This window comes from Pantoea sp. VS1 (genome assembly GCF_002207995.1).
Classification (GTDB): domain Bacteria; phylum Pseudomonadota; class Gammaproteobacteria; order Enterobacterales; family Enterobacteriaceae; genus Pantoea; species Pantoea dispersa.
The window spans coordinates 17,135-40,482 of sequence record NZ_NHZE01000014.1 but is presented as its reverse complement, the minus strand read 5'-3'; the positions used below and the strand labels follow the sequence as shown (position 1 = coordinate 40,482).

Below are 23,348 nucleotides of genomic sequence, written 5' to 3'. Positions count from 1 at the left end.
TGCGTATTATGACCGGGCAGAAAAGCGTATTATCCGGATCGACTGACCACAAAAAGTGTTACCTGTGTGCCCGGTCTGATCTGTTACCCATGTGCCCGGTCGTACCTCAATGCGCACCCTGTAAAACTCATTACACCGTAGGGTCGCCATTGATGGCGACCTGGCCAATGGTAGCCGATGCGCATTAATGCGCACCCAGTAAAAATCCGCACTGCACCACAGGGTCGCCATTGATGGCGACCTTCTGACCTTTACCGCGACTGTCAGCCGCGATAGACGCAGCCTGCGGTGCAGGTCTCTTTGATCATCACTGCACTCAGCTCAGGCAGAATCGGCTTCATCTCATCCCAGATCCATTTCGCCAGCACTTCGCTGGTCGGGTTCTCCAGACCGGGAATATCGTTGAGATAATGGTGATCGAGGCGATCGTAGATCGGCCTGAACGCCGCCTTCAGTTCGGCAAAATCCATTACCCAACCGGTATGCGCATCCACTTCACCGGTAATTTCCAGTCGCACCAGAAATGAATGGCCGTGCAGACGACCGCATTTATGCCCTTCCGGCACGTGAGGTAAGCGGTGGGCCGCTTCAAACTGGAACTCTTTAAACAGCGTGGTAGACATAATGGCTCTCAGACGTAAAAACCGCTGAAGTCTACCTGAAAAGCAGATTTTTCGCACCCGCCAGCGCTGAAAAGGGCATTTCTGCCGATCTGCCGGTTACGCCGTAAATTAACTGATTGAATTATGACAACTTTATTTACCACTTTTACTGGTTAGGTTGACCCAAAAAACCACTTAGTCATTTTGGTTATTTATTATGTCGAAGCCTTATTTAATCGTTAATATACAGGTCGGTAACCTACCCACTCTTCCGCCGCTTCCCGGTACGGATTTCTGACACTGGAATTTTTAACGCGATGACGACTCAGGCACCCCCAGCGATGCTTCCGCTATCCCCGGAGCAAATTGCGCGCTTACAGGCCGCGACCACCGATTTCAATCCAACGCAGCTGGCATGGCTCTCTGGCTACTTCTGGGGCATGGTTAATCAGGCACCGGGCACCGTTGCCGCGCCTGCGCCAGCCGCCGCTGAGGTGCCGGGCATTACGCTGATCTCCGCCTCACAAACCGGCAATGCGCGCCGGCTGGCCGAGCAGCTGCGTGACGATTTGCTGGCGGCGAAACTGAGCGTCAACCTGGTGAATGCCGGCGACTACAAATTCAAACAGATCGGTCAGGAAAAACTGCTGGTCATCGTGACCTCAACGCAGGGCGAGGGCGAACCGCCGGAAGAGGCGGTAGCGCTGCATAAATTCCTGCTGTCGAAGAAAGCGCCGAAGCTGAGCGATACCGCCTTTGCCGTGTTCGGTCTTGGCGATACCTCCTATGAATTTTTCAGTCAGGCCGGTAAAGACTTCGACCAGCGTCTGGCCGAACTGGGCGGCGAACGCCTGCTGGATCGCGTGGATGCCGATGTTGAATACAGCGAGCTGGCCAGCGCCTGGCGTCTGCAGCTCACCGATATTCTCAAAGCGCGCGTGCCGGCGGAACCGGCAGCGCAGCTGGCAGCCAGCGCGGCTGGCAGCGTCAACCTGGTGGACAGCAGTCCTTACACCAAAGAAGCGCCGCTCACCGCCAGCTTTGCCCTAAACCAGAAAATTACCGGTCGCAACTCAGATAAAGACGTGCGCCATATCGAAATCGATCTGGGGGATTCCGGTCTGCGTTACCAGCCAGGCGATGCGCTCGGCGTATGGTATGAAAACGATGCGGAACTGGTGCAGGAGCTGCTGCAGCTGGTATGGCTGAAAGGCGATGAGCAGGTCGAGGTGCGCGGAGAAACTCTGCCGCTGGCCGAGGCGCTGCAGAAACATTTTGAGCTGACGGTTAACACGCCGCAGATTGTCGAGCAGTATGCGGCCCTGTCGCGCAACGAGGCGCTGCTGGCGCTGGCGGGCGACAAGCCGAAGCTGCAAAGCTTCGCGCAGAGTTTCCCGATTGTCGACATGGTGCGCCAGGCACCCACTGAACTGAACGCCGGCCAGCTGACTGGCCTGCTGCGTCCGCTGACGCCGCGGCTTTACTCCATCGCCTCGTCGCAGGCGGAGAACGAAACCGAAGTGCATATCACCGTCGGCGCGGTGCGTTATGAAATTGACGGCCGTCAGCGCGGCGGCGGCGCTTCCACCTGGCTGGCCGATCGGCTGGAAGAAGATGGCGAAATCCGCGTGTTCATCGAGCATAACGATAATTTCCGCCTGCCGGCCAATCCGGATGCGCCAGTGATCATGATCGGCCCGGGCACCGGCATTGCCCCGTTCCGCGCCTTCATGCAGCAGCGTGAAAACGACGGTGCCAGCGGCAAAAACTGGCTGTTCTTTGGTAATCCGCACTTCACCGAAGATTTCCTCTATCAGGTAGAGTGGCAGAAATACGTTAAAGACGGTCTGCTGACCCATATCGATCTGGCGTGGTCACGCGATCAGGCCGAAAAGATTTACGTACAGGATAAAATCCGCGCCAGAGGGGCGGAAGTATGGCGCTGGATTGAAGAGGGCGCGCACCTGTACGTCTGCGGCGACGCCAATCGCATGGCGAAAGACGTTGAACAGGCATTACTGGATGTGGTGGTCGAACACGGCGGCATGGATCGTGAAACCGCTGACGAATTTTTAAGTGAGCTGCGCATTGAGCGCCGTTATCAGCGAGACGTTTACTAATGAGCGAAAAACATCCTGGACCGCTGGTGGTTGAAGGCAAACTTTCTGACGCCGAGCGTCTGAAAAAGCAGAGCAACTACCTGCGCGGCACCATTTTAGAAGATCTCGACAATGGCCTGACCGGCGGCTTTACCGGCGATAACTTCCTGCTGATCCGTTTTCACGGCATGTACCAGCAGGATGACCGCGACATCCGCGCCGAGCGCGCCGCGCAGAAGCTGGAACCGCGTCATGCCATGATGCTGCGCTGCCGTCTGCCGGGCGGCATCATCACGCCAACGCAGTGGCTGGCGATTGATAAATTTGCCACCGACAAAACGCTGTACGGCAGCATTCGCCTGACTAACCGTCAGACGTTCCAGTTTCACGGCATTCTGAAGAAGAACGTCAAGCCAACTCACCAGATGCTGCATGAAGTCGGACTGGACGCGCTGGCTACCGCCAACGACGTCAACCGTAACGTGCTGTGTACCTCGAACCCAGTGGAGTCAGAGCTGCATCAGGAAGCGTACGAGTGGGCGAAAAAGCTTTCCGAGCATCTGCTGCCGCAGACGCGCGCCTACGCCGAGATCTGGTGGGATCAGGAGAAGGTCGCCACCACCGATCAGGAGCCGATCCTCGGTGAGACCTATCTGCCACGTAAGTTTAAAACCACCGTGGTGGTGCCGCCGCATAACGATGTCGATCTGCATGCGAACGATCTGAACTTCATCGCCATTGCGGAGAACGGCAAGCTGATTGGCTTTAACCTGCTGGTCGGTGGCGGTTTGTCGATTGAGCACGGCAACAAAGCCACTTACGCGCGCACCGCCAGCGAGTTTGGTTACCTGCCGGTGGAGAAGATCCTTGATGTGGCTGCGGCGGTGGTCACCACGCAGCGCGACTGGGGTAACCGCACCGATCGTAAAAATGCCAAAACCAAATACACGCTGGAGCGCGTCGGCGTCGAGACCTTTAAAGCCGAAGTCGAGAAGCGTGCCGGCCTGACCTTCGAGCCGATTCGCCCGTACGAATTTACCACCCGTGGCGATCGCATCGGCTGGGTGAAGGGCATCGACAAGAAATGGCACCTGACGCTGTTTATCGAAAACGGTCGCCTGCTGGATTATCCGGGCCGTCCGCTGAAGCGCGGTATCGCGGAGATTGCCAAAGTGCATCAGGGCGATTTCCGCCTGACCGCCAATCAGAACCTGATTGTGGCCGGCGTACCGGAGGCGCAGAAAGCGCAGATCGAAGCCATTGCGCGTGAGCACGGCCTGATGGAAGCGGTCACGCCGCAGCGTGAAAACTCCATGGCCTGCGTGGCCTTCCCGACCTGTCCGCTGGCGATGGCTGAAGCCGAACGCTTCCTGCCGTCCTTTGTCAGCAAAGTGGAGGAGATCATGCACCGCCACGGCGTCGGCGAAGAGCACATAGTGTTACGCGTTACCGGTTGTCCGAACGGTTGCGGGCGTGCCATGCTGGCCGAACTGGGCCTGGTGGGCAAAGCGCCGGGCCGTTACAACCTGCATATTGGTGGTAATCGCATCGGCACGCGCATCCCGCGCATGTACCGCGAAAACATCACGGAAAACGAAATCCTCGCCAGCATCGATGAGCTGGTGGCGCGCTGGGCCAGCGAGCGCACGGCGGATGAAGGGTTTGGTGACTTCGTGATTCGCGCGGGCATTGTGCAGCCGGTGGTCGATCCCGCCCGTGATTTCTGGGACCCGGAGGCAGTATGACACTACCCGATCTCGCCAGCCTGAACAGCGGCAGCAAAGTCGATCGCATCATGGCGCTGGCGGAAAGCAACGTCCATCTGGAAAAGCTTTCTGCCGAACAGCGCGTCAGCTGGGCGCTGGAGCAGCTGCCGGGCGCCTTTGTGCTGTCGTCGAGTTTTGGTATTCAGGCGGCGGTGTTGTTGCACATGGTCACGCAGCAGCGCCCGGATATTCCGGTGATCCTCACCGATACCGGTTATCTGTTCCCTGAGACCTACCGCTTCATTGATGAACTGACGCAGCAGCTGAACCTGAATCTGCAGATCTTCCGCGCCGAAACCTCACCGGCGTGGCAGGAAGCGCGCTACGGCAAGCTGTGGGAGCAGGGCGTTGAAGGGATCGAGCAGTACAACCAGCTTAACAAAGTCGAACCGATGAACCGCGCGCTGCAAACGCTGGGTGCGCAGACCTGGTTTGCCGGCCTGCGCCGCGATCAGTCTGGCAGCCGTGCCAGCCTGCCGGTACTGGCCGTGCAGCGTGGCGTGTTCAAAATCCTGCCGATCATCGACTGGGATAATCGCCAGGTGCACCAGTATCTGAAGCAGCATGGGCTGAAGTACCATCCGCTGTGGGACGAAGGTTATCTGTCCGTGGGCGACACGCACACCACACGCAAGTGGGAGCCGGGGATGGCCGAGGAAGAGACGCGCTTTTTCGGCCTCAAACGCGAATGCGGGTTACACGAAGGCTGACGGGCGCAATTGCTGCGAGTGCGCAGCGGTGCGCACCCGCAAAACCGGCAAGATCTTACAACGTCGGATTAGCCAGCTCCGTCAGCAGCGGCTGCAAAATGCGTACGCTGTCGCGCGTGCGCTGATGGATGCGCCCCGGCAGCCAGTGGTCGATGTAAGTCAGATTATCGCGCCCGGTCTGGTGGCGCACCGTACCCTCCGGAAAGTGAGGTGACCGAGCGCGCTGCTGCTCACCGGCTTTATTGCCCAGCGCCCAGTTGGCTGCGGTAACGTCCAGCAGCGGAATCCCGGCTTTATCAAACGGATTAACGCCCGGGTAATCGCGTGCGGTCAGCGCGTGGCTGGCGGCCGTGATGCCGTAACGGTGCGCAATCTGCAGGGCGCGCGCGCTGGTCTGCTTGCGTACCGCCGCTGGCGTATTCATGCCGTTATTAAAGTAGAGGCGATCGCCAACGATCAGGCTATTCAGATCGATCACCAGCAGCGTATCTTTCTTCTCCTGCACGCTCATGCGCGCCAGATAATCATCCATACCGTGTAAACCGGCTTCGCCTGCGCTCAGTGCCACAAAGCGCACGCCATAGTGCAGCGGCGTTTGACTCAGCGCCTGCGCCAGCTCCAGCATCACGCCCAGCCCGGAAGCGTTATCGTCCACGCCCTGCAATCGCAGGCCGCCGAGATTATTATCTGCCTCGTGCTGGCTGAGCGGCGTCCAGGTATCCAGATGGGTGACGATCAGAATCTCCTGCGGCACGCTGCCGGCGCGTGCGGCGATCACCGAGGTCGCCGTCACTTTATGGCGGCGCGTGATGCCCTGTTTCTCCAGCCAGTTATAGCTGGTGTTAAACTGCCGGGTATTGCTCTGATAACCAAGCTGGGTGAACTGCTGCTGCAGATAATCTGCCGTCATCAGCTCGGCGGGGCTGCCGCTCATGCGGCCGGGGAAATAAGTGGCGATGTGACGCAACTGCTGTTCGGCAAAGTGGCCAGGGGCGATCGCTGCAGCCTGCGCCAAAAGAGGCAAACCGCCGGCAATCAGTGCTGCCAGCACGCTGCGGCGGAGAGTGGCAAACATAGTGGTTGTCCTTTTCTGACATCCCGTCAGGGTAAAAAAATTCTGAGTTAGTATGAAACTGTGACGCCGCCTGCACAATTTGTATCGCTCCGAAACACCAGCAATATCATTTGTTAAGCACAAATTGTTATCAGCAATCCCGGTGCGTTATTCCATTTGGTAACTACTCATGCTAATTCGTAATTTCATCTGCCAGAAGGCGGGGACGTATAGTCGCGTTAACTTATTGTAAAACTAACAAGGTTAACGTGGATTACTTGCCTCTCTTTGCCGATCTCAAAAACCGTCCGGTGCTGGTGGTCGGCGGTGGCGAAATCGCTGCGCGTAAAATTGAGCTGCTGCGGCGTGCCGGTGCGCACGTGCAAGTGGCCGCGCGCGAGCTCGGCCATGAACTGCAGGCGCTGCGCGACATTAACGCCATCGAGTGGATTGCTCAGCACTTCGACGCGGCGCAGCTGGACGATGTTTTCCTCGTGATTGCCGCCACCGACGATAACGCCCTCAACGCGCAGGTATTTGATGCCGCCAATGCGCGCCACAAGCTGGTGAATGTGGTCGACGACCAGCCGAAATGCAGCTTTATCTTCCCGTCGATTGTTGACCGCTCACCGCTGGTGGTGGCGATCTCCTCCAGCGGCACCGCGCCGGTGCTGGCGCGTTTGCTGCGTGAAAAAATCGAAGCGCTGCTGCCCGCCAATCTCGGGCAGATGGCCGAAGTGGCCGGTCAGTGGCGCGACAAAGTCAAACAGCGCTACCACAAAATGTCTGACCGTCGTCGCTTCTGGGAGCGGGCTTTTAATGGCCTGTTTGCCAGCCAGATGGCGGCGGGTAACGTCAACGAGGCGCGCCGCACGCTCGATCGCGAACTGGAAAACACCTCTGATAATCAGGGTGAAATCACGCTGGTCGGTGCCGGCCCGGGCGACAGCGGTCTGCTGACGCTGCGCGGGCTGCAGGTGATGCAGCTGGCCGATGTGGTGCTGTATGACCATCTGGTCAGCGACGAAGTGCTGGAGCTGGTAAGACGCGATGCCGATCGTATCTGCGTCGGCAAACGCGCCGGCGCCCATTCGGTGCCGCAGGAAGAGACCAATCAGCTGCTGGTGACGCTGGCGCAGCAGGGCAAGCGCGTGGTGCGCCTGAAAGGCGGCGATCCGTTTATTTTTGGCCGCGGCGGCGAAGAGCTGCAGGCGGCGCAGGCGGCGGGCATTCCGTTCCAGGTGGTGCCGGGCATCACCGCGGCCGCGGGTGCTACCGCGTATGCCGGTATTCCGTTAACCCACCGCGATTATGCCCAGAGCGTGCTGTTTATTACCGGTCACTGCCGCGCCGACGGCGACGGTATCGACTGGCCGTCGCTGGCGCGCGCGCGGCAGACGCTGGCAATTTACATGGGCACGGTGAAAGCGGCGGAAATTGCCGCCGGGCTGATCGAACACGGCCGCGCGCCATCAACGCCAGTGGCGGTGATTGGTCGCGGCACGCGCCAGGATCAACAGGTGCTGACCGGCACCTTAGCACAACTCGAGGCGCTGGCAGCTGCCGCGCCGACGCCAGCGCTATTAGTGATTGGCGAAGTGGTGAATCTGCACGGGCAACTTGCCTGGTTCCAACATTCGGCACAGCAGGGGGCTCGCGAGTCCGCCGTTGTCAATTTGGCTTGAGGAAAAATTATGGACCAAAATCGTCTCACTCATCTGCGCCAGCTGGAGGCAGAGAGTATCCATATCATCCGCGAGGTGGCGGCCGAGTTCAGCAATCCGGTGATGATGTACTCCATCGGTAAAGACTCCTCGGTGATGCTGCATCTGGCGCGCAAAGCCTTCTATCCGGGCACGCTGCCGTTTCCGCTGCTGCACGTTGATACCGGCTGGAAATTCCGTGAAATGTACGAGTTCCGCGATCGCACCGTGAAAGCGATGGGCGCAGAGCTGCTGGTGCACCGTAACCCGGAAGGCGTGGCGATGGGTATTAACCCGTTCGTGCACGGCAGCGCCAAACACACCGACATCATGAAAACCGAGGGCCTGAAGCAGGCGCTGAACAAATACGGTTTTGATGCGGCATTCGGTGGCGCACGCCGTGACGAAGAGAAGTCGCGCGCCAAAGAGCGTATCTATTCGTTCCGCGATCGTTTCCACCGCTGGGATCCGAAAAACCAGCGTCCGGAGCTGTGGCACAACTACAATGGTCAGATCAACAAAGGCGAAAGCATTCGCGTGTTCCCGCTCTCCAACTGGACCGAGCTGGATATCTGGCAGTACATCTTCCTGGAAAACATCGAAATCGTGCCGCTGTACCTGGCAGCACCGCGCCCGGTACTGGAGCGCGACGGCATGCTGATGATGATTGATGACGATCGTATCAACCTGCAGCCGGGTGAAGTGATTAAGCAGCGTATGGTGCGTTTCCGTACCCTCGGCTGCTGGCCACTGACCGGCGCGGTGGAATCCGAGGCGCAGACGCTGCCGGAAATCATTGAAGAGATGCTGGTCTCCACCACCAGTGAACGTCAGGGGCGCGTGATTGACCGCGACCAGGCCGGTTCGATGGAACTGAAAAAACGTCAGGGTTATTTCTAAGGAGACGCCGATGAATACCGTTATTGCCCAACAGATTGCCGAGCAGGGCGGCGTTGAAGCCTGGCTGACCGCGCAACAACACAAAAGCCTGCTGCGTTTTCTCACCTGCGGCAGCGTCGACGACGGCAAAAGTACGCTGATTGGCCGTCTGCTGCACGATACGCGCCAGATTTATGAAGATCAGCTGTCATCGCTGCACAATGACAGCAAACGCCACGGCACCCAGGGCGAGAAACTCGATCTGGCGCTGCTGGTTGATGGCCTGCAGGCCGAGCGCGAGCAGGGCATCACTATCGATGTGGCCTATCGCTATTTCTCCACCGAGAAGCGCAAGTTCATCATCGCCGACACGCCGGGGCACGAGCAGTACACCCGCAACATGGCGACCGGTGCCTCAACCTGCGATCTGGCGATCCTGCTGATCGATGCGCGTAAAGGCGTGCTGGATCAGACCCGTCGCCACAGCTTCATCGCCACGCTGCTGGGCATCAAACATCTGGTGGTGGCGATCAACAAGATGGATCTGGTGGCGTACAGCCAGGAGACCTTCGAGCAGATCAAACAGGATTACCTCGATTTTGCCGCGCAGCTGCCGGACGATCTTGATATCCGCTTTGTGCCGATGTCGGCGCTGGAAGGCGATAACGTCGCCACCCCGAGCGTAACCATGCCGTGGTACAGCGGCCCGACGCTGCTCGACGTGCTGGAGACGGTAGAGCTGAAGCGCGTGGTCGACACGCAGCCGATGCGCTTCCCGGTGCAGTATGTTAACCGGCCGAACCTCGACTTCCGTGGCTATGCCGGTACGCTGGCGTCGGGCGTGGTCAGCGTCGGCCAGCGGGTGAAAGTGCTGCCGTCCGGCGTGGAATCCAGCGTTGCGCGTATCGTCACCTTTGACGGCGACCTGCAGCAGGCGGCCGCCGGTGAGGCGATTACCCTGGTGCTGAACGATGAGATCGACATCAGCCGTGGCGATCTGCTGGTGGATGCCGCCGCCGATTTGCAGGCGGTGCAGTCCGCGACCGTCGACGTGGTGTGGATGGCGGAGCAGCCGCTGCAGCCGGGACAAAGCTATGAAGTGAAAATTGCCGGCAAGAAAGCGCGTGGCCGCATCGAAAAGATTCTCCATCAGGTGGAGATCAATACGCTGGAAAAACGCGCGGTCGACAGCCTGCCGCTCAACGGCATCGGTCTGGTAGAAGTGACCTTCGATGAACCGATGGTGCTGGATGCTTACCAGCAGAACCCGGTGACCGGCGGCATGATCTTTATCGATCGCCTGAGCAACGTGACCGTCGGTGCCGGCATGATCCATCAGCCGCTGAGCGCCGCGCGCAGTCAGGCTGGCCAGTACAGTGATTTCGAGCTGGAGCTGAACGCGCTGGTGCGCCGTCACTTCCCGCACTGGAACGCGCGCGACCTGCTGGGCGGTCAGTAATGGCGCAGCACGACGAAAACGTGGTGTGGCATGACCATCCGGTCACGCGCGCTGAACGCGAACAGCAGCACGGCCATCGTGGCGTGGTGCTGTGGTTTACCGGGCTCTCAGGCTCGGGTAAATCCACCGTGGCCGGTGCGCTGGAGCAGGCGCTGCACCGGCTGGGCGTCAGCACCTATCTGCTGGACGGCGACAATGTGCGTCACGGCCTGTGCCGCGATCTCGGTTTCAGCGATGAAGACCGCAAAGAGAATATCCGGCGCGTGGGTGAAGTGGCGAAACTGATGGTGGATGCCGGACTGGTGGTGCTGACGGCGTTCATCTCGCCGCACCGTGCCGAGCGCCAGATGGTGCGCGATCTGCTCGGTGACGGGCAGTTTATCGAGGTGTTCGTCGATACGCCGCTGGCGGTGTGCGAAGCGCGCGATCCGAAAGGCTTGTATAAAAAAGCCCGTGCCGGCGAGCTGCGTAACTTCACCGGTATCGACAGCGTTTACGAGGCGCCAGACGCGCCGGAAATCCAGCTGGATGGTGAACAATTGGTTACAAAACTGACCGGCCAATTGTTAGACCTGCTGCGCCACCACGATATCATCAGATCCTGAACCGACAGCGGCAAATCTCACGGTTTGCCGCGCTTTAGCGTCAACAGGATCTCTATGCAGAACGTTACCCCCATGCTGGCACGCAAAGATGAACGCACCCCGGATGAGCCACGCTCATCGCTGCCGGGCGGCGTGATCGGCTTTCTCTCGTACTGGTGTGCGCTGGGCATCCCGTTTCTGCTGTACGGCTCTAACACGCTGTTTTTCTTTCTTTACACCTGGCCTTTTTTCCTCGCGCTGCTGCCGGTTTCGGTGCTGATTGGCATCGTGCTCAGCCTGATGCTGCGTGGCCGGCTGTGGTGGAGCGGCCTGATCACCGCCCTGGTGGTGGTGTGCCTGTTCTGGCTGCTGTTCTCCTTTCTCTCCGGCTGGTAATCCGGCGCTGATGTGCAAACGCATCGGCAGGTTACAAAACTTTACCTGCCGTCCGGCGCTTTCCCCGTCATTATTTGTCCAGACAAATCTGCTTGCGCGCCATTTTCGCTGCCGCAGTGGAGTCCGGCGTCAAGTTATGGGATGATTGAGCCGTTTTTCAGGGGGCGGGGATGGGAAAACTGACGTTACTGCTGCTCGTGCTGCTGGGATGGTTGCAATACTCTCTGTGGCTGGGCAAGAACGGTATCCATGATTACACGCGCGTCAGCGAAGACGTGGCGTCACAACAGGCGAATAACGCCAAACTCAAAGCGCGTAACGATCAGCTGTTTGCCGAAATTGACGATCTCAATGGCGGTTCAGAGGCGATCGAGGAACGCGCACGCAGCGAGCTGGGCATGATCAGGCCTGGCGAGACTTTCTATCGTCTGGTGCCAGACCAAAACAAACGTAATGCGCAACAAGCGGCGCAGAACCAACAACGATAAACCATGAATCAGCTCTCTTCCTCTGCGGATGTGATTGCCGTGGTGCCGGCTGCCGGTATCGGCAGCCGCATGCAGGCCGCCTGTCCGAAGCAGTATCTCACTATCGGTCCATTAACCCTGCTCGAACACAGCGTGGCGCGCCTGCTGGCGCATCCGGCGGTAAAGCAGGTGGTGGTGCCAGTCAGCCCGGATGACGGCTGGTTCGATAGCCTGCCGCTGGCGCAGGATGCCCGCGTGCTGCGCGTCACCGGCGGCGAAACCCGCGCCGAGTCGGTGCTGGCCGGATTACAGACCATCCGCCACAGTGCCTGGGTGCTGGTGCACGACGCGGCGCGTCCGTGTCTGCATCCCGATGATTTAGCGCGTCTGCTGGCGGTGCGTGAGCACAGCAAAGTCGGCGCGATTCTGGCGGCACCGGTGCGCGACACCATGAAGCGCGCGGAGCCCGGCAAAGGTGCCATTGCGCATACCGTCGAACGCGATGATTTGTGGCATGCGCTGACGCCGCAGTTTTTCCCGCATGCGCTGCTGACCGCCTGCCTGACGCGCGCGCTCAATGAAGGCGCGACCATCACCGATGAAGCCTCGGCGCTGGAGTATTGCGGTTATCATCCTGAGCTGGTCAGCGGACGCAGCGACAATATTAAGGTAACGCGGCCGGAAGATCTGGCGCTGGCGGCCTTCTATCTCACTCAGATTCAGTTAAAGGAGCACGCATGATGCGTATCGGTCACGGTTTTGACGTGCACGCGTTTGGCGGCGAAGGTCCGCTGGTGATTGGCGGGGTGCGTATTCCCTTCGAACAGGGCTTTATTGCGCATTCCGACGGCGATGTGGCGCTGCATGCGCTGACCGACGCGCTGCTGGGCGCGGTGGCGATGGGCGATATCGGTAAACTGTTCCCGGACACCGATCCGGCATTCAAAGGCGCCGACAGCCGCGGTTTGCTGCGCGAAGCCTGGCGTCGCATCCAGCAGAAGGGCTACCGCATCGGCAACGTCGATGTCACCATCATCGCTCAGGCACCGAAAATGCTGCCGCACGTGCCGCAGATGCGCGTCAACATCGCCGAAGATCTCGGTTGCCACATGGATGATGTCAACGTCAAAGCCACCACCACCGAGAAGCTGGGCTTCACCGGTCGCGGTGAAGGCATCGCCTGCGAAGCCGTGGCGCTGCTGGTGAAGGCCGATCGGGCATGAGTGAGCTGCTCTACCTGCACGGCGTGCCCGCTGCCACTGGGGTGATCAAAGCCAGTCCCGAAGATTTCGTGGTGATTGAAGATCTCGGCTATCCCTATGATGGCGAAGGCGAGCAGCTGCTGGTGCGCATCCGTAAAATTGGCTGCAATACGCGTTTTGTCGCTGAGGCAATCGCCAAATTTCTCGGCGTGCATCAGCGCGATCTCAGCTACGCCGGCATGAAAGATCGCCACGCGGTCACCGAGCAGACGCTGTGCTTCCGCGTGCCGGGCACGGCGATGCCCAACCTTGCCGGCTTCCAGCTGGAAGGCGTGGAGATCCTGCAGGTGATTCGCCACAAGCGTAAACTGCGCACCGGCGCGCTGGCGGGCAATGCGTTTCGTCTGGTGGTACGTCAGGTGTCCGATCGCGCGCAGGTGGAATCGCGGCTACAGCGGATTCAGCAGCAGGGCGTGCCCAACTACTTTGGCGAACAGCGCTTTGGCCGCGGCGGCAATAACCTGACGCAGGCGCGCCTGTGGGCAGAGGAGAAATTCCGTCCACGCGACCGCAGTATGAAAGGCATTCTGCTGTCGGCGGCGCGCAGCCAGCTGTTCAATCAGCTGACCAGCGCGCGCCTGCAGCGTGACGGTGCGCTGGATCGCGTGCAGCCCGGCGATGCGCTGCAGCTCAGCGGGCGCGGCAGCTGGTTTGTTGCCCAGGCGGACGAGTTACCTGCGCTGCAGCAGCGTGTGGATAACCACGAGCTGCGCATTACCGGGCCGCTGGCCGGGCGCGGCGAGCTGGGCACTCAGGGCGAAACGCTGGCGTTTGAACAGCAGCAGCTGGCGGGCGCGGCCGATCTGCTGGGTCTGCTGGAGCGTGAACGCGTCGATGCGGCGCGGCGCGCCATGCTGGTGGTGCCGAAAGATCTGCAATGGAACTGGTGGGATGACGTCACGCTCGAGCTGCAGTTCTGGCTGCCGGCCGGCAGTTTTGCCACCAGCGTAGTGCGTGAGCTGCTGAGCAACGGCGCGGCGGCCCCGCTCGGCGACGAATAAGCGAACCCGGCGACGATGAGCAAAAATCTTACCATCAAGGATATTGCCGTACTCGCCGGTGTGTCGATCACCACCGTCTCGCGCGTGCTCAACAAGCATGCGTGGGTGTCGGAAAAAACCCGCACGCGGGTGGAACAGGTGATCGCCGAGCATCAGTTCAGCCCCAACCTGATGGCGCGCGGCATGATATCGCGCCAGAGCTACACCCTCGCGGTGATCGTCTCTGACATCACTAACCCTTACTTCGTCACGCTGGTGGCGCAGATTCAGCAGGCCTGTCTGGCCATCGGTTACAAAATCACCCTGTACGATACCCAGTCGGCCAACCGCAGCCCTCAGCACGACGATGATGAAAGCGCGATTTTTCAGTCGATTATCGATAGCCAGATCGATGGGGTGATCGTGCTCGGCGGCCACAGCGACTATGCGCCGATTCCGGCCGGCTACCTGACGCTGCTGGAATCGCTGATGGACAAAATGGCGGTGGTGGTGGTGGGGCAGCCGCATCCTGCTGGCCGCTGGCCGTGCGTGATGCGCGACCAGCAGCACTGCGTCGGGCTGGCGGTGAATCATTTGCTGGCGCGCGGCCTGCGTGATATCGCGTTTATTGGCGGTTCGCGCAAAGTGTGGGTGACGCGCGAGCGCGTCAGTCATTTCCACGCCACGCTGCAGCAGGCCGGCATTACGCCGTGCGACAGCTGGATCTGCCTGAATAACTTCTATCCTGAACACGGCTATCAGGCGATTGATACGCTGTGGCAGCAGGCAGAGCAACCGCAGGCGCTGGTGGCAATCAACGATCGCGTGGCGATGGGCGCGATCCGCGCGTTACGCGATCGCGGCATTGACGTGCCTGAGCAGGTCGCGGTCATCAGCTGCGAGCGCTTCCCCGGCAGCGAGTATTTTATCCCGCGCCTGACAAGTGTCGATCACCAGAATCCGCAGCTGGGGCAAAACATTATCACCATGATGATGGCGCAGCTGGACGGCAGCTTAAGCCCGCACGCGCGCTGCAGCGCACCGCTAAAGCCGGTATTGATCCCCGGCGAATCCGCCTGATCTTCTCCCCTTAACGTTCCGCCTGCTTTCGTTGCGCTTTGTTAGCGCGATCGCAATTTCACGATCCTCACGTTGACTTAATATGCGCCATTAAATAAGTTGACTCACAACCTGAAAACGTTTTCAGGTTGGCGGGAAAACAGTTTAAGGAGCGGTAATGAAACCCACCATGATGACCTACATCCACCAGCAACCCGAGGTGCTGAGCCATCTGCTGGCGTGCTATCCGCAGGGATTACCGGTGCTGGGCAAGGCAAAAACAGTGCTGATTCTGGCCACCGGCTCCAGCATCAACGCCGCGCTCAGCGCCAAATATTACGTTGAGCAACTGACCGGCGTACGCATCAGCGTGCAGGAGCCGTTTCATTTTCAGCACTACGAGCAGTGGGATCCGGCGACCGATCTGGTGATCGCGATTTCACAGAGCGGCGAGAGCACTTCGACGCTGGCAGCGATTGACGCGCTGAAAAAACAGCACGGCGTGGCAACCTGGGGCATCACCAGCAAAATCACCAGTCCGCTGGCGCAGGCGGTGGATCATGCCGTAGACATCATGAACGGCGAGGAGCGCGTCGGGTATGTCACCAAAGGCTATGTCGCCACGATCCTGACGCTGATGCTGATTGGCGTGCACAGCGCGCGCCACAGCGGTCGCCTCAGCGCAGAGCAGGAGCAGCAGGCGCTGGCGCAACTGCAGCACGGCGTCGACGCGATTCCGGACATCATCGCCCGCACCGAGCGCTTCTGGCAGCGCTGGCAGGACGATCTCACTGCGGCGCCACGCTTTATCTCGATTGGCTTTGGTCCGGCGATTGGCGTGATCAAAGAAATGGAGACCAAATTCAGCGAAACGGTGCGCGTGCCGTCGCAGGGCATTGAACTGGAAGCATTCATGCACGGCCCCTATTTCGAAATCAATCCGCAGCACCGACTGTTCTTTATCGACGTCGAGGCGCCGGTGCGCGAACGCCTGCAGCTGCTGCGCCAGTATGAGCAGCGCGTGACGCCGCACGTCTGGAGTCTGTGTCTCGGGGAAAGTGATGATACGCGCACGCTGGCGCTCGGCGTGGAGGTCAGCGAATGGATGGCGCCGCTGCTGATGGTGATTCCGTTCCAGATCCTCGCGCATCACATCGCTGAAGCCAAAGGCAACAATCTGCCGCAGCGCATATTCACTGATTTTGGCGTGGCGATGAAGAGCAAAACCAAACCGGGTGATTACGACTAACGCCGGGCGCGAGCCATAAGGATAACAACAATGAAACTCGATTACGTGAAGCTGGCGCAGGCCATCAGGGAACAGGTCGGCGGCGACGATAATATCAGCCACATTTCACACTGCGCCACGCGGCTGCGGCTGACGATAAACGATCTGGCCAGTGTCGATATGCCGGCCATCAGTAGCCTGCCGGGCGTCATCCGCGTGGTGAACGCGTCCGGACAGCTGCAGATTGTGGTCGGGCCGCAGGTCGAACAGCTGTTTCAGGCGATGCAGCAGGGCGCAGCGCCGGTGGCCGAGCCGGTGAAGCCCGGCAAAGACGAGCGCGGCGTTGCGGGCAAAATGCTGGCCACGCTCGGCGCTATCTTCACGCCCTACATTGGCGTACTGGCCGGCATCGGGGTGATCAAAGGCATCATGGTGCTGCTGCAGACGCAGCGCTGGGTGGCGGACGATGACCTGCTATTCGCCATGTTCAACGCGCTGGCCAGCGGCGTGTTTGTCTTTCTGCCGCTGTTTATTGCGGTTACCGCGGCGGATCGTTTCGGTGCCAGCCGTTTCACCGCGCTGGCGCTGACGGCAGCGATGGTGTTTCCGCTCACCCAGCCGGATCTGCCGGCGCACTTTGCGCTGTTCGGCCTGAGCATCAGCCTGAAGATTTACGGCGGCGCGGTGATTCCGGCGATTCTGGCGGTGCTGCTGCTGAGCAAGGTTGAGCGCCGGCTGAAACAGTGGATCCCCGAGGTGGCAGCGCTGGTGTTTGTGCCGTGCCTGTCACTGCTGATTTGTGGTTTTGTGGTGTTCACGGTGATTGGCCCGCTGGCGGATTACGTTGGCGTCGGCATCGCCAGTGGCTACAGCTGGCTTTATCAGCTTAGCCCGATGATCTCCGGCGCGCTGCTGGCGGGCATTGGTCAGCTGTTCGTGGTGTTTGGTGTGCACTGGGGCATCATCCCGCTGGCGCTGATCAATATTCAGGTGCAGGGCTACGACACCATCATGGCGATGTTTATGTCGGCGGTGATGGGGCAGTTTGGCGCGGTTACCGGCGCGATCTTCATCGCCCGCAGCCTGCGCGACCGGCAGATTGCAATCTCGGCGTCGCTGTCAGCGTTCTTTGGCATCACCGAACCGGCGCTGTACGGCGTCAATCTCAAGTACCGCATGCTGTTTATCTTCGGCTGCATCGGCGCGGCGCTCGGCGGTGGCATCACCGGGCTGTTGCAGGTGAAAACCTACAGTTTCCTGCCGGTGCTGAACGTGTTTGAACTTGGCCTGTTCGAAGGTCCTGAGTCGAAGATGATCTATGAAGTGGCGGCAATTGCCGTGGCTTTCCTCACCCCATTCATTCTGACGCTGATTTACGGCCGCTGGACGCTGCGCAGCGTGAATAAAACCGGCGCCTGATGCGCTGATTCGTTAACACCAAAACAGGGAAATCGCATGCGGCTGCTTCGCAGGGCCGCGTGCACCTTAAGGAAAGGTCATGAACACATTCACCAGGAGAAAAAAGGCAGCGCTGCTGCCGCTGGCCACCCTGATGCTGGGCGCGGCACCGCCGGCGCTGGCGGAAGGATTTGTTGAAGACAGCACGCTGGAGGGCACCGTCTATTACTGGCAGCGCCACCGTGAGCGTAAAGATCTCGATCCGCACAGCACGCACTATCAGCACTATCAGACCAACCTGCATCACAGCACGCTGACCGGCGCGCTCGATTATCAGTCCGGCTATCTGGCCGATACCGTGGGCATTGATGTGGCGGCCTTCGCCACCTGGGATCTGTTTGAAGGCAGCCCGGCGCATCCCAACGAGATCAGCTTCAGTCACGGGCCTTCGATGTGGGAAGACCGTGGCGTCGGCGAACGTAACGGGCTGGATCTCTACCGTGCCGCGCTGAAACTCAAAGCCGGCGACTACTGGCTGCGGGCCGGTTATATCCAGCCGAGCGGCCAGACGCTGCTTGGCACCCAATGGGGATTTCTGCCCGGCACCTACCAGGGCGTGGAAGTCGGGGCGGTCTATGACTATGGCGCTGCCGGCGCGCTGTCGCTGTCGTGGATGGGCGCCAACAAGTACAAAGCACCGTGGTATCGCAAAATGTACGAGTTTCGCGAAATCGACCGGCAAACACGCATTCCTTATCTGCACTCGCTGGGCGCGAAGTATGACTTCAAAAACGGCAACACGCTGGAGCTGGCGTGGGGGGAATCTCCGCATTATCTCGACAAATATTTCGCCAAAGCGGCACGCCAGACCACGCTGTGGGATAACCCGTTCAGCGTCAGCTGGCAGTTCTACGGCTCGCAGGATCGTACCGGCCGCCATGATGTTTACGATGAGTTTGCCTGGCAGCAGGGCCTGACGCTGGCGTACCAGTGGGATCGCTACCAGTTCCGGCTCGAGGGCAGCTCAGTACACGCACCGGGGAAACAGGGTTACTACACCGTGGCGATGACGCCGATCTATCCCAACTCCGCGGGCCGCATCGATATGTGGTGGGATTCGCGCTCTGACTTCAACGCCGACGGCGAAAAAGCGCTGTTCGCAGGCCTGATGATCGATCTCAGCGACATCGTCTGGCCGGGCGTCAGCATCGGTGGCTCGTTTGCCTGGGGCTGGGACGGTAAACCGGCGCGCGGCGGCGACTGGTCGCAGCAGCAGCGCCTGACGGAAACCGCCATCAATGGCGATCTGGTGTGGCAGGTGCAGTCCGGCTGGGCCAAAGACACGGTATTTAAGCTGCATCTCACCGCCTACAACAACCATAGCGATAACCCCAGCTGGGGCGGCGGCTATGGCAACGTTTTCCAGGATGAAAAGGACGTCAAATTCATGATGATTGCCCCTTTTAGCCTGTTCAATCACTCACGACACTAAGGATGATGACCATGAGGATTCGCTTCTCCGCGCTGACCGCAGCGCTGTTACTGGCCGGGCTGGCGCACGCCGAAACCCACGTTTTAATCAATCAGGTGGGCTACGATGTTGCCGCGCCGAAAAACGCCATCGTGCAGCTGACCGGCGACTCGCGCGCCAAACCGCCGGTGAAATTTACCCTGCTGGATAATGAGACCAATAAAGCGGTGCTGAGCGGCACGCTGCAGCCGCAGGGTGATGTGCCGGGCTGGGGCGATCGCACCTTCTATCGTGCCGATTTCTCCGGCTGGCAAACGCCGGGCCGTTACGTGCTGCAAACCACCAGCAGCGACGGCGATGTGCGCTCCGGGCCGTTCATTATTGGTGCCGATCTGCTCGAGCGCTATACGCTGTCCGATGTAATTGCTTACTTCAAAAGCCAGCGCGTCACCGGCCTGTTCGATAAGGCGGACCGCAAACTGCCGCTGCCACCGGGCACCGGCAGCGGTACGGTTGACGTCCACGGCGGCTGGTATGACGCCACCGGCGATTACGGCGTGCACCTGTCGCACCAGAATCTGACCTCTTATTTCAATCCGCAGCAGGCGCCGCTGGTGGCGTGGAGCTTACTGCGCGGTTATCAAAATCTTGGTGCGCGTGACAACCCGAACTTTGATGAGTATCGCCGGCGCATGCTCGACGAAGGGCTGTACGGTGCCGATTTCCTGGTGCGCATGAAGCGGCCGGGGGAATCCTTCTTCCAGGCGATCTCGTCGCCGGGCAAAGAGAAGCTGGCTCAGGACCGGGTGATCGCCAATCCCAACTGGCGCACGCAGATCAAAGAGAAGGAGTCAGATTCCACCATTGTTGAAGAAGAGGCGGTCGGCCCGCTGGCGTGGCAGGCCAGCTTCCGCTCCGGTGCCGGCATGTCAATTGCCGCGCTGGCGCTGGCCAGCACCATGGAAAATGACGGTAACTTTACGCGGCAGCAGTATCTGCAAACCGCAGAAGATGCCTTTGCCTTCCTGCAGAAAAATAATCTGCGCATGGTGAACGACGGCAAAGAGAACATCGTGGATGATTACACCGCGCTGCTGGCGGCAACCGAACTGTATCGTGCCTCGCAAAAAGCGGTCTATCTGGCTGCGGCGCAGCAGCGCGCGGAGAGCCTGATGGCGCGACTGACGTCGCTGGATAACTGGCATGACTACTGGCGTGCCGACGGCGAAAAACGCCCGTTCTTCCATCCGTCCGATGCCGGTCTGCCGGTGATCGCGCTGCTGGAGTACGCGCGCATCGCACCGCAGGCGCAGCAGGCGAACATCCGCCAGACGGTGAAACGCTCGCTGGGCTTTGAACTGGCGGTGACTAAAGAGAGCAGTAACCCGTTTGGCTATGCGCGCCAGCTGATTCAGCTGAAAGACGGCGTGAAGCGCACCAGCTTCTTCTTCCCGCACGACAGCGAAGCTGCGCCGTGGTGGCAGGGCGAAAACGCGCGTATCGCCTCGCTGGCCGCCGCCGCCCGTCAGGCGATGCCGCTGTTTGCGGACGATAAAGCCTTTACGCAGCAATTGCAGAGCTATGCCTGGGATCAGCTCAACTGGATCCTCGGTCATAATCCGTACGACGTCAGCATGCTGACCGGCAGCGGCTATCGTCACATCAGCTATCTGTTCTTCAATTCGTGGAAATACACCACGCTGCCGGGCGGTATCGTCAACGGCATCACCGGCGCGTCGAATCAGGTGGCGGACGGTATCGCCTTTGATGAAGGTTATGCGGTCACAAGGAAGGATGACGACTGGCGCTGGGCGGAAGGCTGGCTACCGCACTCGGCCTGGTATCTGTATGCGGTGAGCTTACCGGATCGTCATTGAGGTGATAAATCAGCCCGGCTTTTCGCCGGGCTTTTTACTGGGTGCCATTGCGTTTGACTGCTTATTGTTGCGACAACTGCCGACGGTTGCGTGATTTACGCCTACCACTTCCCGCGCCTCACCGCTAGAATGCAAACATCCTTGTGCCGCCAGCGCAGGACCGCTTGCGCCGCTGAAGGTGCAAAACGGGCGCGGCGGTCGGTGGACCGGTTAATGAAAAAGGTCAGAATCAGATGCGGATACGGCTCAGCAACGATGATGGAATTCAGACTCCCGGCATTGGCGTGTTCCCTGGCGTGAAGACATTACGACAGGTTGATCCTGGCGCCGGCGTGGCGCGGAAGAGGGCAGGCGACGGGCTGTACCAGGCTGAGGTGAATCCGGCATGGTAAACCGGCGCATCGAAACGCTTCTGGCCCAACTGCGCACGCAGGGTATTCACGATGAGCATCTGCTGAAAGCCATCGCTGATGTCCCGCGTGAACGCTTTATTGACGAGGCTTTTGAACATAAAGCCTGGGAGAACGTGGCGCTGCCGATTGGCAATGGCCAGACTATTTCTCAGCCTTATATGGTGGCGCGCATGACGGCGCTGCTGGAGCTGAACCCGACCTCGCGCGTGCTGGAAATTGGCACTGGCTCGGGTTATCAGACCGCCATTCTCGCGCATCTGGTTAACCACGTTTACTCGGTTGAACGCATCAAAGGGCTGCAGTGGCAGGCGAAACGCCGCCTGAAGCAGCTCGATCTGCATAACATTTCCACACGCCACGGCGACGGCTGGCAGGGCTGGGCCGCGCGGGGGCCGTTTGATGCCATTATTGTGACTGCCGCACCGCCAGAAATTCCGACTGCGCTGATAGCGCAACTGGGAGAAGGCGGCAAAATGGTGCTGCCGGTGGGTGAGGACCAGCAGGTACTTAAGCGCCTGCGTCGTCAGGGTGGTGAAATTATTGAAGAAACGATTGAGCCGGTGCGTTTTGTGCCGCTGGTTCAGGGCGATCTGGCATAAAGCCATCTTACGTATTTCTTCACAATCGTTACATGGCATGGCGCAGTTGATATTGTTACTATCCTTGTTAATCAATGCGAAAGCGCGTTTTTGACGGCACAGATAGTGAATCATGCGGTCAACGTCGACACACAGTTTTATCCAGGATTGCCATCACGGGGGATCAATGAGCACGGGAAGCACAGTATTTCAATTACGCCGTCTGGCGGCACTTTCACTGGTCGGTTTTTGGCTGGCAGGCTGTAGCTCTGGCGACAACACACAAGCCCCCATCAGCCAGATTGGCAGCAACAGCGGCGACAGCGGGATGGCTGCTGCTCCCACCACAGGCGGCGGCATGATCGCCGCGCAGAACAGCACCGTGCCGGCGATGCCGCGTGGTGGAATGTTAAGCGGTGGTACACCATCAGCCGCGCCTGCGGGTGGAATGGTTAGTGGCAATAATAATGTGACCACCGAAAATGGTCGTATTGTGTACAATCGCAATTATGGGAATATTCCTAAAGGCAGCTACGGCGGTGAAACCTACACCGTTAAGCGAGGCGATACGCTGTTCTATATTGCCTGGATTACCGGCAATGATTTCCGCGATCTGGCACAGCGCAATAATATCGCGGCGCCCTATAGCCTGAGCGCCGGGCAGACGTTACAGGTGGGTAACGGTAACGGTCAGACCATCACCGGTGGTAACGCGATAACCGCAGCGGATGCCACGCAGGGCGGCGTTCCGGTGGCATCGAATCAGACGCAAATTAAATCCACCCCTGTTGCACAGCAACCTGTTATTACGTATTCTGATGATTCGGGTTCGACAGGCGGGAAAATGCTGCCGTCGAAAGGGGCAAATAATGTGGCAACGACCACAGCTCCGGTTACCGCACCGCCCACAGTTAGCAGCACAACTAATAGCACAACACCAGTGGGAAGCTGGCGTTGGCCGACTGATGGGAAGATCATCGATAACTTCTCCGCTGCGGAAGGCGGAAACAAAGGGATCGATATCGCCGGGTCGCGTGGACAACCTGTCGTCGCCACTGCATCAGGAAGAGTGGTATACGCAGGCAACGCGCTCCGCGGGTACGGTAATTTAATCATCATCAAACACAACGATGATTACCTGAGTGCCTACGCCCACAACGATACCATGCTGGTCCGGGAACAACAGGAAGTTAAGGCGGGGCAAAAAATCGCTACCATGGGTAGCACCGGAACCAGTTCAGTAAGATTGCACTTTGAAATTCGTTACAAGGGGAAATCCGTAAACCCGTTGCGTTATTTACCGCAGCGATAATCCGGCAGAACCTTAGGTGTTCTGCCCTTGGATCACGGGTAGGAGCCGCTT

The 23,348-nt window shown here is 59.4% G+C and carries 21 protein-coding genes; 19 read left to right on the top strand and 2 right to left on the bottom strand.

Features of this window, described 5'->3' with window-relative positions; genetic code table 11:
- Nucleotides 1-263: 263 nt before the first annotated feature.
- Nucleotides 264-626 (bottom strand): 6-carboxytetrahydropterin synthase QueD, encoded by a 363-nt coding sequence (gene queD / locus CBW22_RS09135; RefSeq protein WP_176428100.1) that lies wholly within the window; start codon nucleotides 624-626, stop codon nucleotides 264-266.
- A 293-nt stretch (nucleotides 627-919) separates the two neighbouring features.
- On the opposite strand from queD, the gene cysJ reads away from it, so the two are divergent.
- The 3 genes from cysJ to CBW22_RS09120 are packed head-to-tail and all read left to right on the top strand — an operon-like array spanning nucleotide 920 to nucleotide 5,177.
- Nucleotides 920-2,722 (top strand): NADPH-dependent assimilatory sulfite reductase flavoprotein subunit, encoded by a 1,803-nt coding sequence (gene cysJ / locus CBW22_RS09130; RefSeq protein WP_088516507.1) that lies wholly within the window; start codon nucleotides 920-922, stop codon nucleotides 2,720-2,722.
- Complete coding sequence (gene cysI / locus CBW22_RS09125) at nucleotides 2,722-4,446, top strand: assimilatory sulfite reductase (NADPH) hemoprotein subunit (RefSeq protein ID WP_021507358.1); 1,725 nt, start codon at nucleotides 2,722-2,724, stop codon at nucleotides 4,444-4,446. Before cysJ ends, cysI begins: the two co-directional genes overlap by 1 nt.
- Nucleotides 4,443-5,177 (top strand): phosphoadenylyl-sulfate reductase, encoded by a 735-nt coding sequence (locus tag CBW22_RS09120; RefSeq protein WP_088516506.1) that lies wholly within the window; start codon nucleotides 4,443-4,445, stop codon nucleotides 5,175-5,177. Before cysI ends, CBW22_RS09120 begins: the two co-directional genes overlap by 4 nt.
- A gap of 55 nt (nucleotides 5,178-5,232) precedes the next feature.
- Here the strand turns inward: CBW22_RS09120 and CBW22_RS09115 are convergent, their stop codons facing one another.
- Nucleotides 5,233-6,252 (bottom strand): aminopeptidase, encoded by a 1,020-nt coding sequence (locus CBW22_RS09115; protein WP_088516505.1) that lies wholly within the window; start codon nucleotides 6,250-6,252, stop codon nucleotides 5,233-5,235.
- 248 nt (nucleotides 6,253-6,500) lie between these two features.
- Between CBW22_RS09115 and cysG the strand changes: the two genes are divergently transcribed.
- The 16 genes from cysG (at nucleotide 6,501) to nlpD (ending at nucleotide 23,297) form a co-directional block, all read left to right on the top strand.
- A complete protein-coding gene (gene cysG / locus CBW22_RS09110; RefSeq protein ID WP_088516504.1) occupies nucleotides 6,501-7,916 on the top strand; it encodes a siroheme synthase CysG in 1,416 nt (471 codons plus the stop codon).
- Between the two features lie 9 nt (nucleotides 7,917-7,925).
- The gene (gene cysD / locus CBW22_RS09105; protein ID WP_021507354.1) at nucleotides 7,926-8,834 is read left to right on the top strand and encodes a sulfate adenylyltransferase subunit CysD; all 909 of its coding nucleotides are present in this window, start codon (nucleotides 7,926-7,928) and stop codon (nucleotides 8,832-8,834) included.
- Between the two features lie 10 nt (nucleotides 8,835-8,844).
- Nucleotides 8,845-10,272 (top strand): sulfate adenylyltransferase subunit CysN, encoded by a 1,428-nt coding sequence (cysN, locus tag CBW22_RS09100; RefSeq protein WP_058759743.1) that lies wholly within the window; start codon nucleotides 8,845-8,847, stop codon nucleotides 10,270-10,272.
- Nucleotides 10,272-10,877, top strand: a complete 606-nt coding sequence (cysC, locus tag CBW22_RS09095) for an adenylyl-sulfate kinase (protein WP_021507352.1) — start codon at nucleotides 10,272-10,274, stop codon at nucleotides 10,875-10,877. Before cysN ends, cysC begins: the two co-directional genes overlap by 1 nt.
- 54 nt (nucleotides 10,878-10,931) lie before the next feature.
- On the top strand, nucleotides 10,932-11,252 hold the full coding sequence (locus tag CBW22_RS09090; protein ID WP_021507351.1) for a DUF3561 family protein: 321 nt from the start codon (nucleotides 10,932-10,934) through the stop codon (nucleotides 11,250-11,252).
- Nucleotides 11,253-11,422: 170 nt separating this feature from the next.
- Entirely contained in the window at nucleotides 11,423-11,740 is a 318-nt protein-coding gene (gene ftsB, locus CBW22_RS09085; protein WP_021507350.1) for a cell division protein FtsB, read from the top strand.
- 3 nt (nucleotides 11,741-11,743) lie between these two features.
- A complete protein-coding gene (ispD, locus tag CBW22_RS09080; RefSeq protein WP_021507349.1) occupies nucleotides 11,744-12,460 on the top strand; it encodes a 2-C-methyl-D-erythritol 4-phosphate cytidylyltransferase in 717 nt (238 codons plus the stop codon).
- Nucleotides 12,460-12,942 carry a 2-C-methyl-D-erythritol 2,4-cyclodiphosphate synthase gene (ispF, locus tag CBW22_RS09075; RefSeq protein WP_031279680.1) on the top strand — a complete coding sequence of 161 codons (483 nt, stop codon included), beginning with the start codon at nucleotides 12,460-12,462 and terminating at the stop codon, nucleotides 12,940-12,942. The genes ispD and ispF overlap by 1 nt, the downstream gene beginning before the upstream one ends.
- The gene (gene truD / locus CBW22_RS09070) at nucleotides 12,939-13,982 is read left to right on the top strand and encodes a tRNA pseudouridine(13) synthase TruD (protein ID WP_088516503.1); all 1,044 of its coding nucleotides are present in this window, start codon (nucleotides 12,939-12,941) and stop codon (nucleotides 13,980-13,982) included. The genes ispF and truD overlap by 4 nt, the downstream gene beginning before the upstream one ends.
- A 15-nt stretch (nucleotides 13,983-13,997) precedes the next feature.
- On the top strand, nucleotides 13,998-15,041 hold the full coding sequence (locus CBW22_RS09065) for a LacI family DNA-binding transcriptional regulator (protein WP_088516502.1): 1,044 nt from the start codon (nucleotides 13,998-14,000) through the stop codon (nucleotides 15,039-15,041).
- A gap of 157 nt (nucleotides 15,042-15,198) precedes the next feature.
- Complete coding sequence (locus tag CBW22_RS09060; protein ID WP_088516501.1) at nucleotides 15,199-16,269, top strand: SIS domain-containing protein; 1,071 nt, start codon at nucleotides 15,199-15,201, stop codon at nucleotides 16,267-16,269.
- Between the two features lie 30 nt (nucleotides 16,270-16,299).
- Nucleotides 16,300-17,667 carry a PTS transporter subunit EIIC gene (locus CBW22_RS09055; RefSeq protein WP_088516500.1) on the top strand — a complete coding sequence of 456 codons (1,368 nt, stop codon included), beginning with the start codon at nucleotides 16,300-16,302 and terminating at the stop codon, nucleotides 17,665-17,667.
- Between the two features lie 79 nt (nucleotides 17,668-17,746).
- Complete coding sequence (locus tag CBW22_RS09050) at nucleotides 17,747-19,138, top strand: OprD family outer membrane porin (protein ID WP_088516499.1); 1,392 nt, start codon at nucleotides 17,747-17,749, stop codon at nucleotides 19,136-19,138.
- 11 nt (nucleotides 19,139-19,149) lie between these two features.
- Entirely contained in the window at nucleotides 19,150-20,994 is a 1,845-nt protein-coding gene (locus tag CBW22_RS09045; RefSeq protein ID WP_088516498.1) for a glycoside hydrolase family 9 protein, read from the top strand.
- Nucleotides 20,995-21,379: 385 nt separating this feature from the next.
- Nucleotides 21,380-22,006 carry a protein-L-isoaspartate(D-aspartate) O-methyltransferase gene (locus CBW22_RS09040; protein WP_021507341.1) on the top strand — a complete coding sequence of 209 codons (627 nt, stop codon included), beginning with the start codon at nucleotides 21,380-21,382 and terminating at the stop codon, nucleotides 22,004-22,006.
- Nucleotides 22,007-22,172: 166 nt separating this feature from the next.
- Nucleotides 22,173-23,297: a murein hydrolase activator NlpD gene (gene nlpD, locus CBW22_RS09035; protein WP_058776000.1), complete on the top strand. Its 1,125-nt coding sequence runs from the start codon at nucleotides 22,173-22,175 to the stop codon at nucleotides 23,295-23,297.
- Nucleotides 23,298-23,348 lie beyond the last annotated feature (51 nt).

What these genes read in the sequence shown, in the direction of transcription:
- cysI (WP_021507358.1), top strand. Translation starts at nt 2,722, where the DNA reads ATGAGCGAAAAACATCCTGGACCGCTGGTGGTTGAAGGCAAACTTTCT.
- ftsB (WP_021507350.1), top strand. Translation starts at nt 11,423, where the DNA reads ATGGGAAAACTGACGTTACTGCTGCTCGTGCTGCTGGGATGGTTGCAA.
- cysJ (WP_088516507.1), top strand. Translation starts at nt 920, where the DNA reads ATGACGACTCAGGCACCCCCAGCGATGCTTCCGCTATCCCCGGAGCAA.
- nlpD (WP_058776000.1), top strand. Translation starts at nt 22,173, where the DNA reads ATGAGCACGGGAAGCACAGTATTTCAATTACGCCGTCTGGCGGCACTT.
- CBW22_RS09040 (WP_021507341.1), top strand. Translation starts at nt 21,380, where the DNA reads ATGGTAAACCGGCGCATCGAAACGCTTCTGGCCCAACTGCGCACGCAG.
- CBW22_RS09065 (WP_088516502.1), top strand. Translation starts at nt 13,998, where the DNA reads ATGAGCAAAAATCTTACCATCAAGGATATTGCCGTACTCGCCGGTGTG.
- ispD (WP_021507349.1), top strand. Translation starts at nt 11,744, where the DNA reads ATGAATCAGCTCTCTTCCTCTGCGGATGTGATTGCCGTGGTGCCGGCT.
- CBW22_RS09090 (WP_021507351.1), top strand. Translation starts at nt 10,932, where the DNA reads ATGCAGAACGTTACCCCCATGCTGGCACGCAAAGATGAACGCACCCCG.
- truD (WP_088516503.1), top strand. Translation starts at nt 12,939, where the DNA reads ATGAGTGAGCTGCTCTACCTGCACGGCGTGCCCGCTGCCACTGGGGTG.
- CBW22_RS09045 (WP_088516498.1), top strand. Translation starts at nt 19,150, where the DNA reads ATGAGGATTCGCTTCTCCGCGCTGACCGCAGCGCTGTTACTGGCCGGG.
- CBW22_RS09120 (WP_088516506.1), top strand. Translation starts at nt 4,443, where the DNA reads ATGACACTACCCGATCTCGCCAGCCTGAACAGCGGCAGCAAAGTCGAT.
- cysC (WP_021507352.1), top strand. Translation starts at nt 10,272, where the DNA reads ATGGCGCAGCACGACGAAAACGTGGTGTGGCATGACCATCCGGTCACG.
- ispF (WP_031279680.1), top strand. Translation starts at nt 12,460, where the DNA reads ATGCGTATCGGTCACGGTTTTGACGTGCACGCGTTTGGCGGCGAAGGT.
- CBW22_RS09115 (WP_088516505.1), bottom strand. Translation starts at nt 6,252, where the DNA reads ATGTTTGCCACTCTCCGCCGCAGCGTGCTGGCAGCACTGATTGCCGGC.
- CBW22_RS09050 (WP_088516499.1), top strand. Translation starts at nt 17,747, where the DNA reads ATGAACACATTCACCAGGAGAAAAAAGGCAGCGCTGCTGCCGCTGGCC.
- CBW22_RS09055 (WP_088516500.1), top strand. Translation starts at nt 16,300, where the DNA reads ATGAAACTCGATTACGTGAAGCTGGCGCAGGCCATCAGGGAACAGGTC.
- CBW22_RS09060 (WP_088516501.1), top strand. Translation starts at nt 15,199, where the DNA reads ATGAAACCCACCATGATGACCTACATCCACCAGCAACCCGAGGTGCTG.
- cysD (WP_021507354.1), top strand. Translation starts at nt 7,926, where the DNA reads ATGGACCAAAATCGTCTCACTCATCTGCGCCAGCTGGAGGCAGAGAGT.
- cysN (WP_058759743.1), top strand. Translation starts at nt 8,845, where the DNA reads ATGAATACCGTTATTGCCCAACAGATTGCCGAGCAGGGCGGCGTTGAA.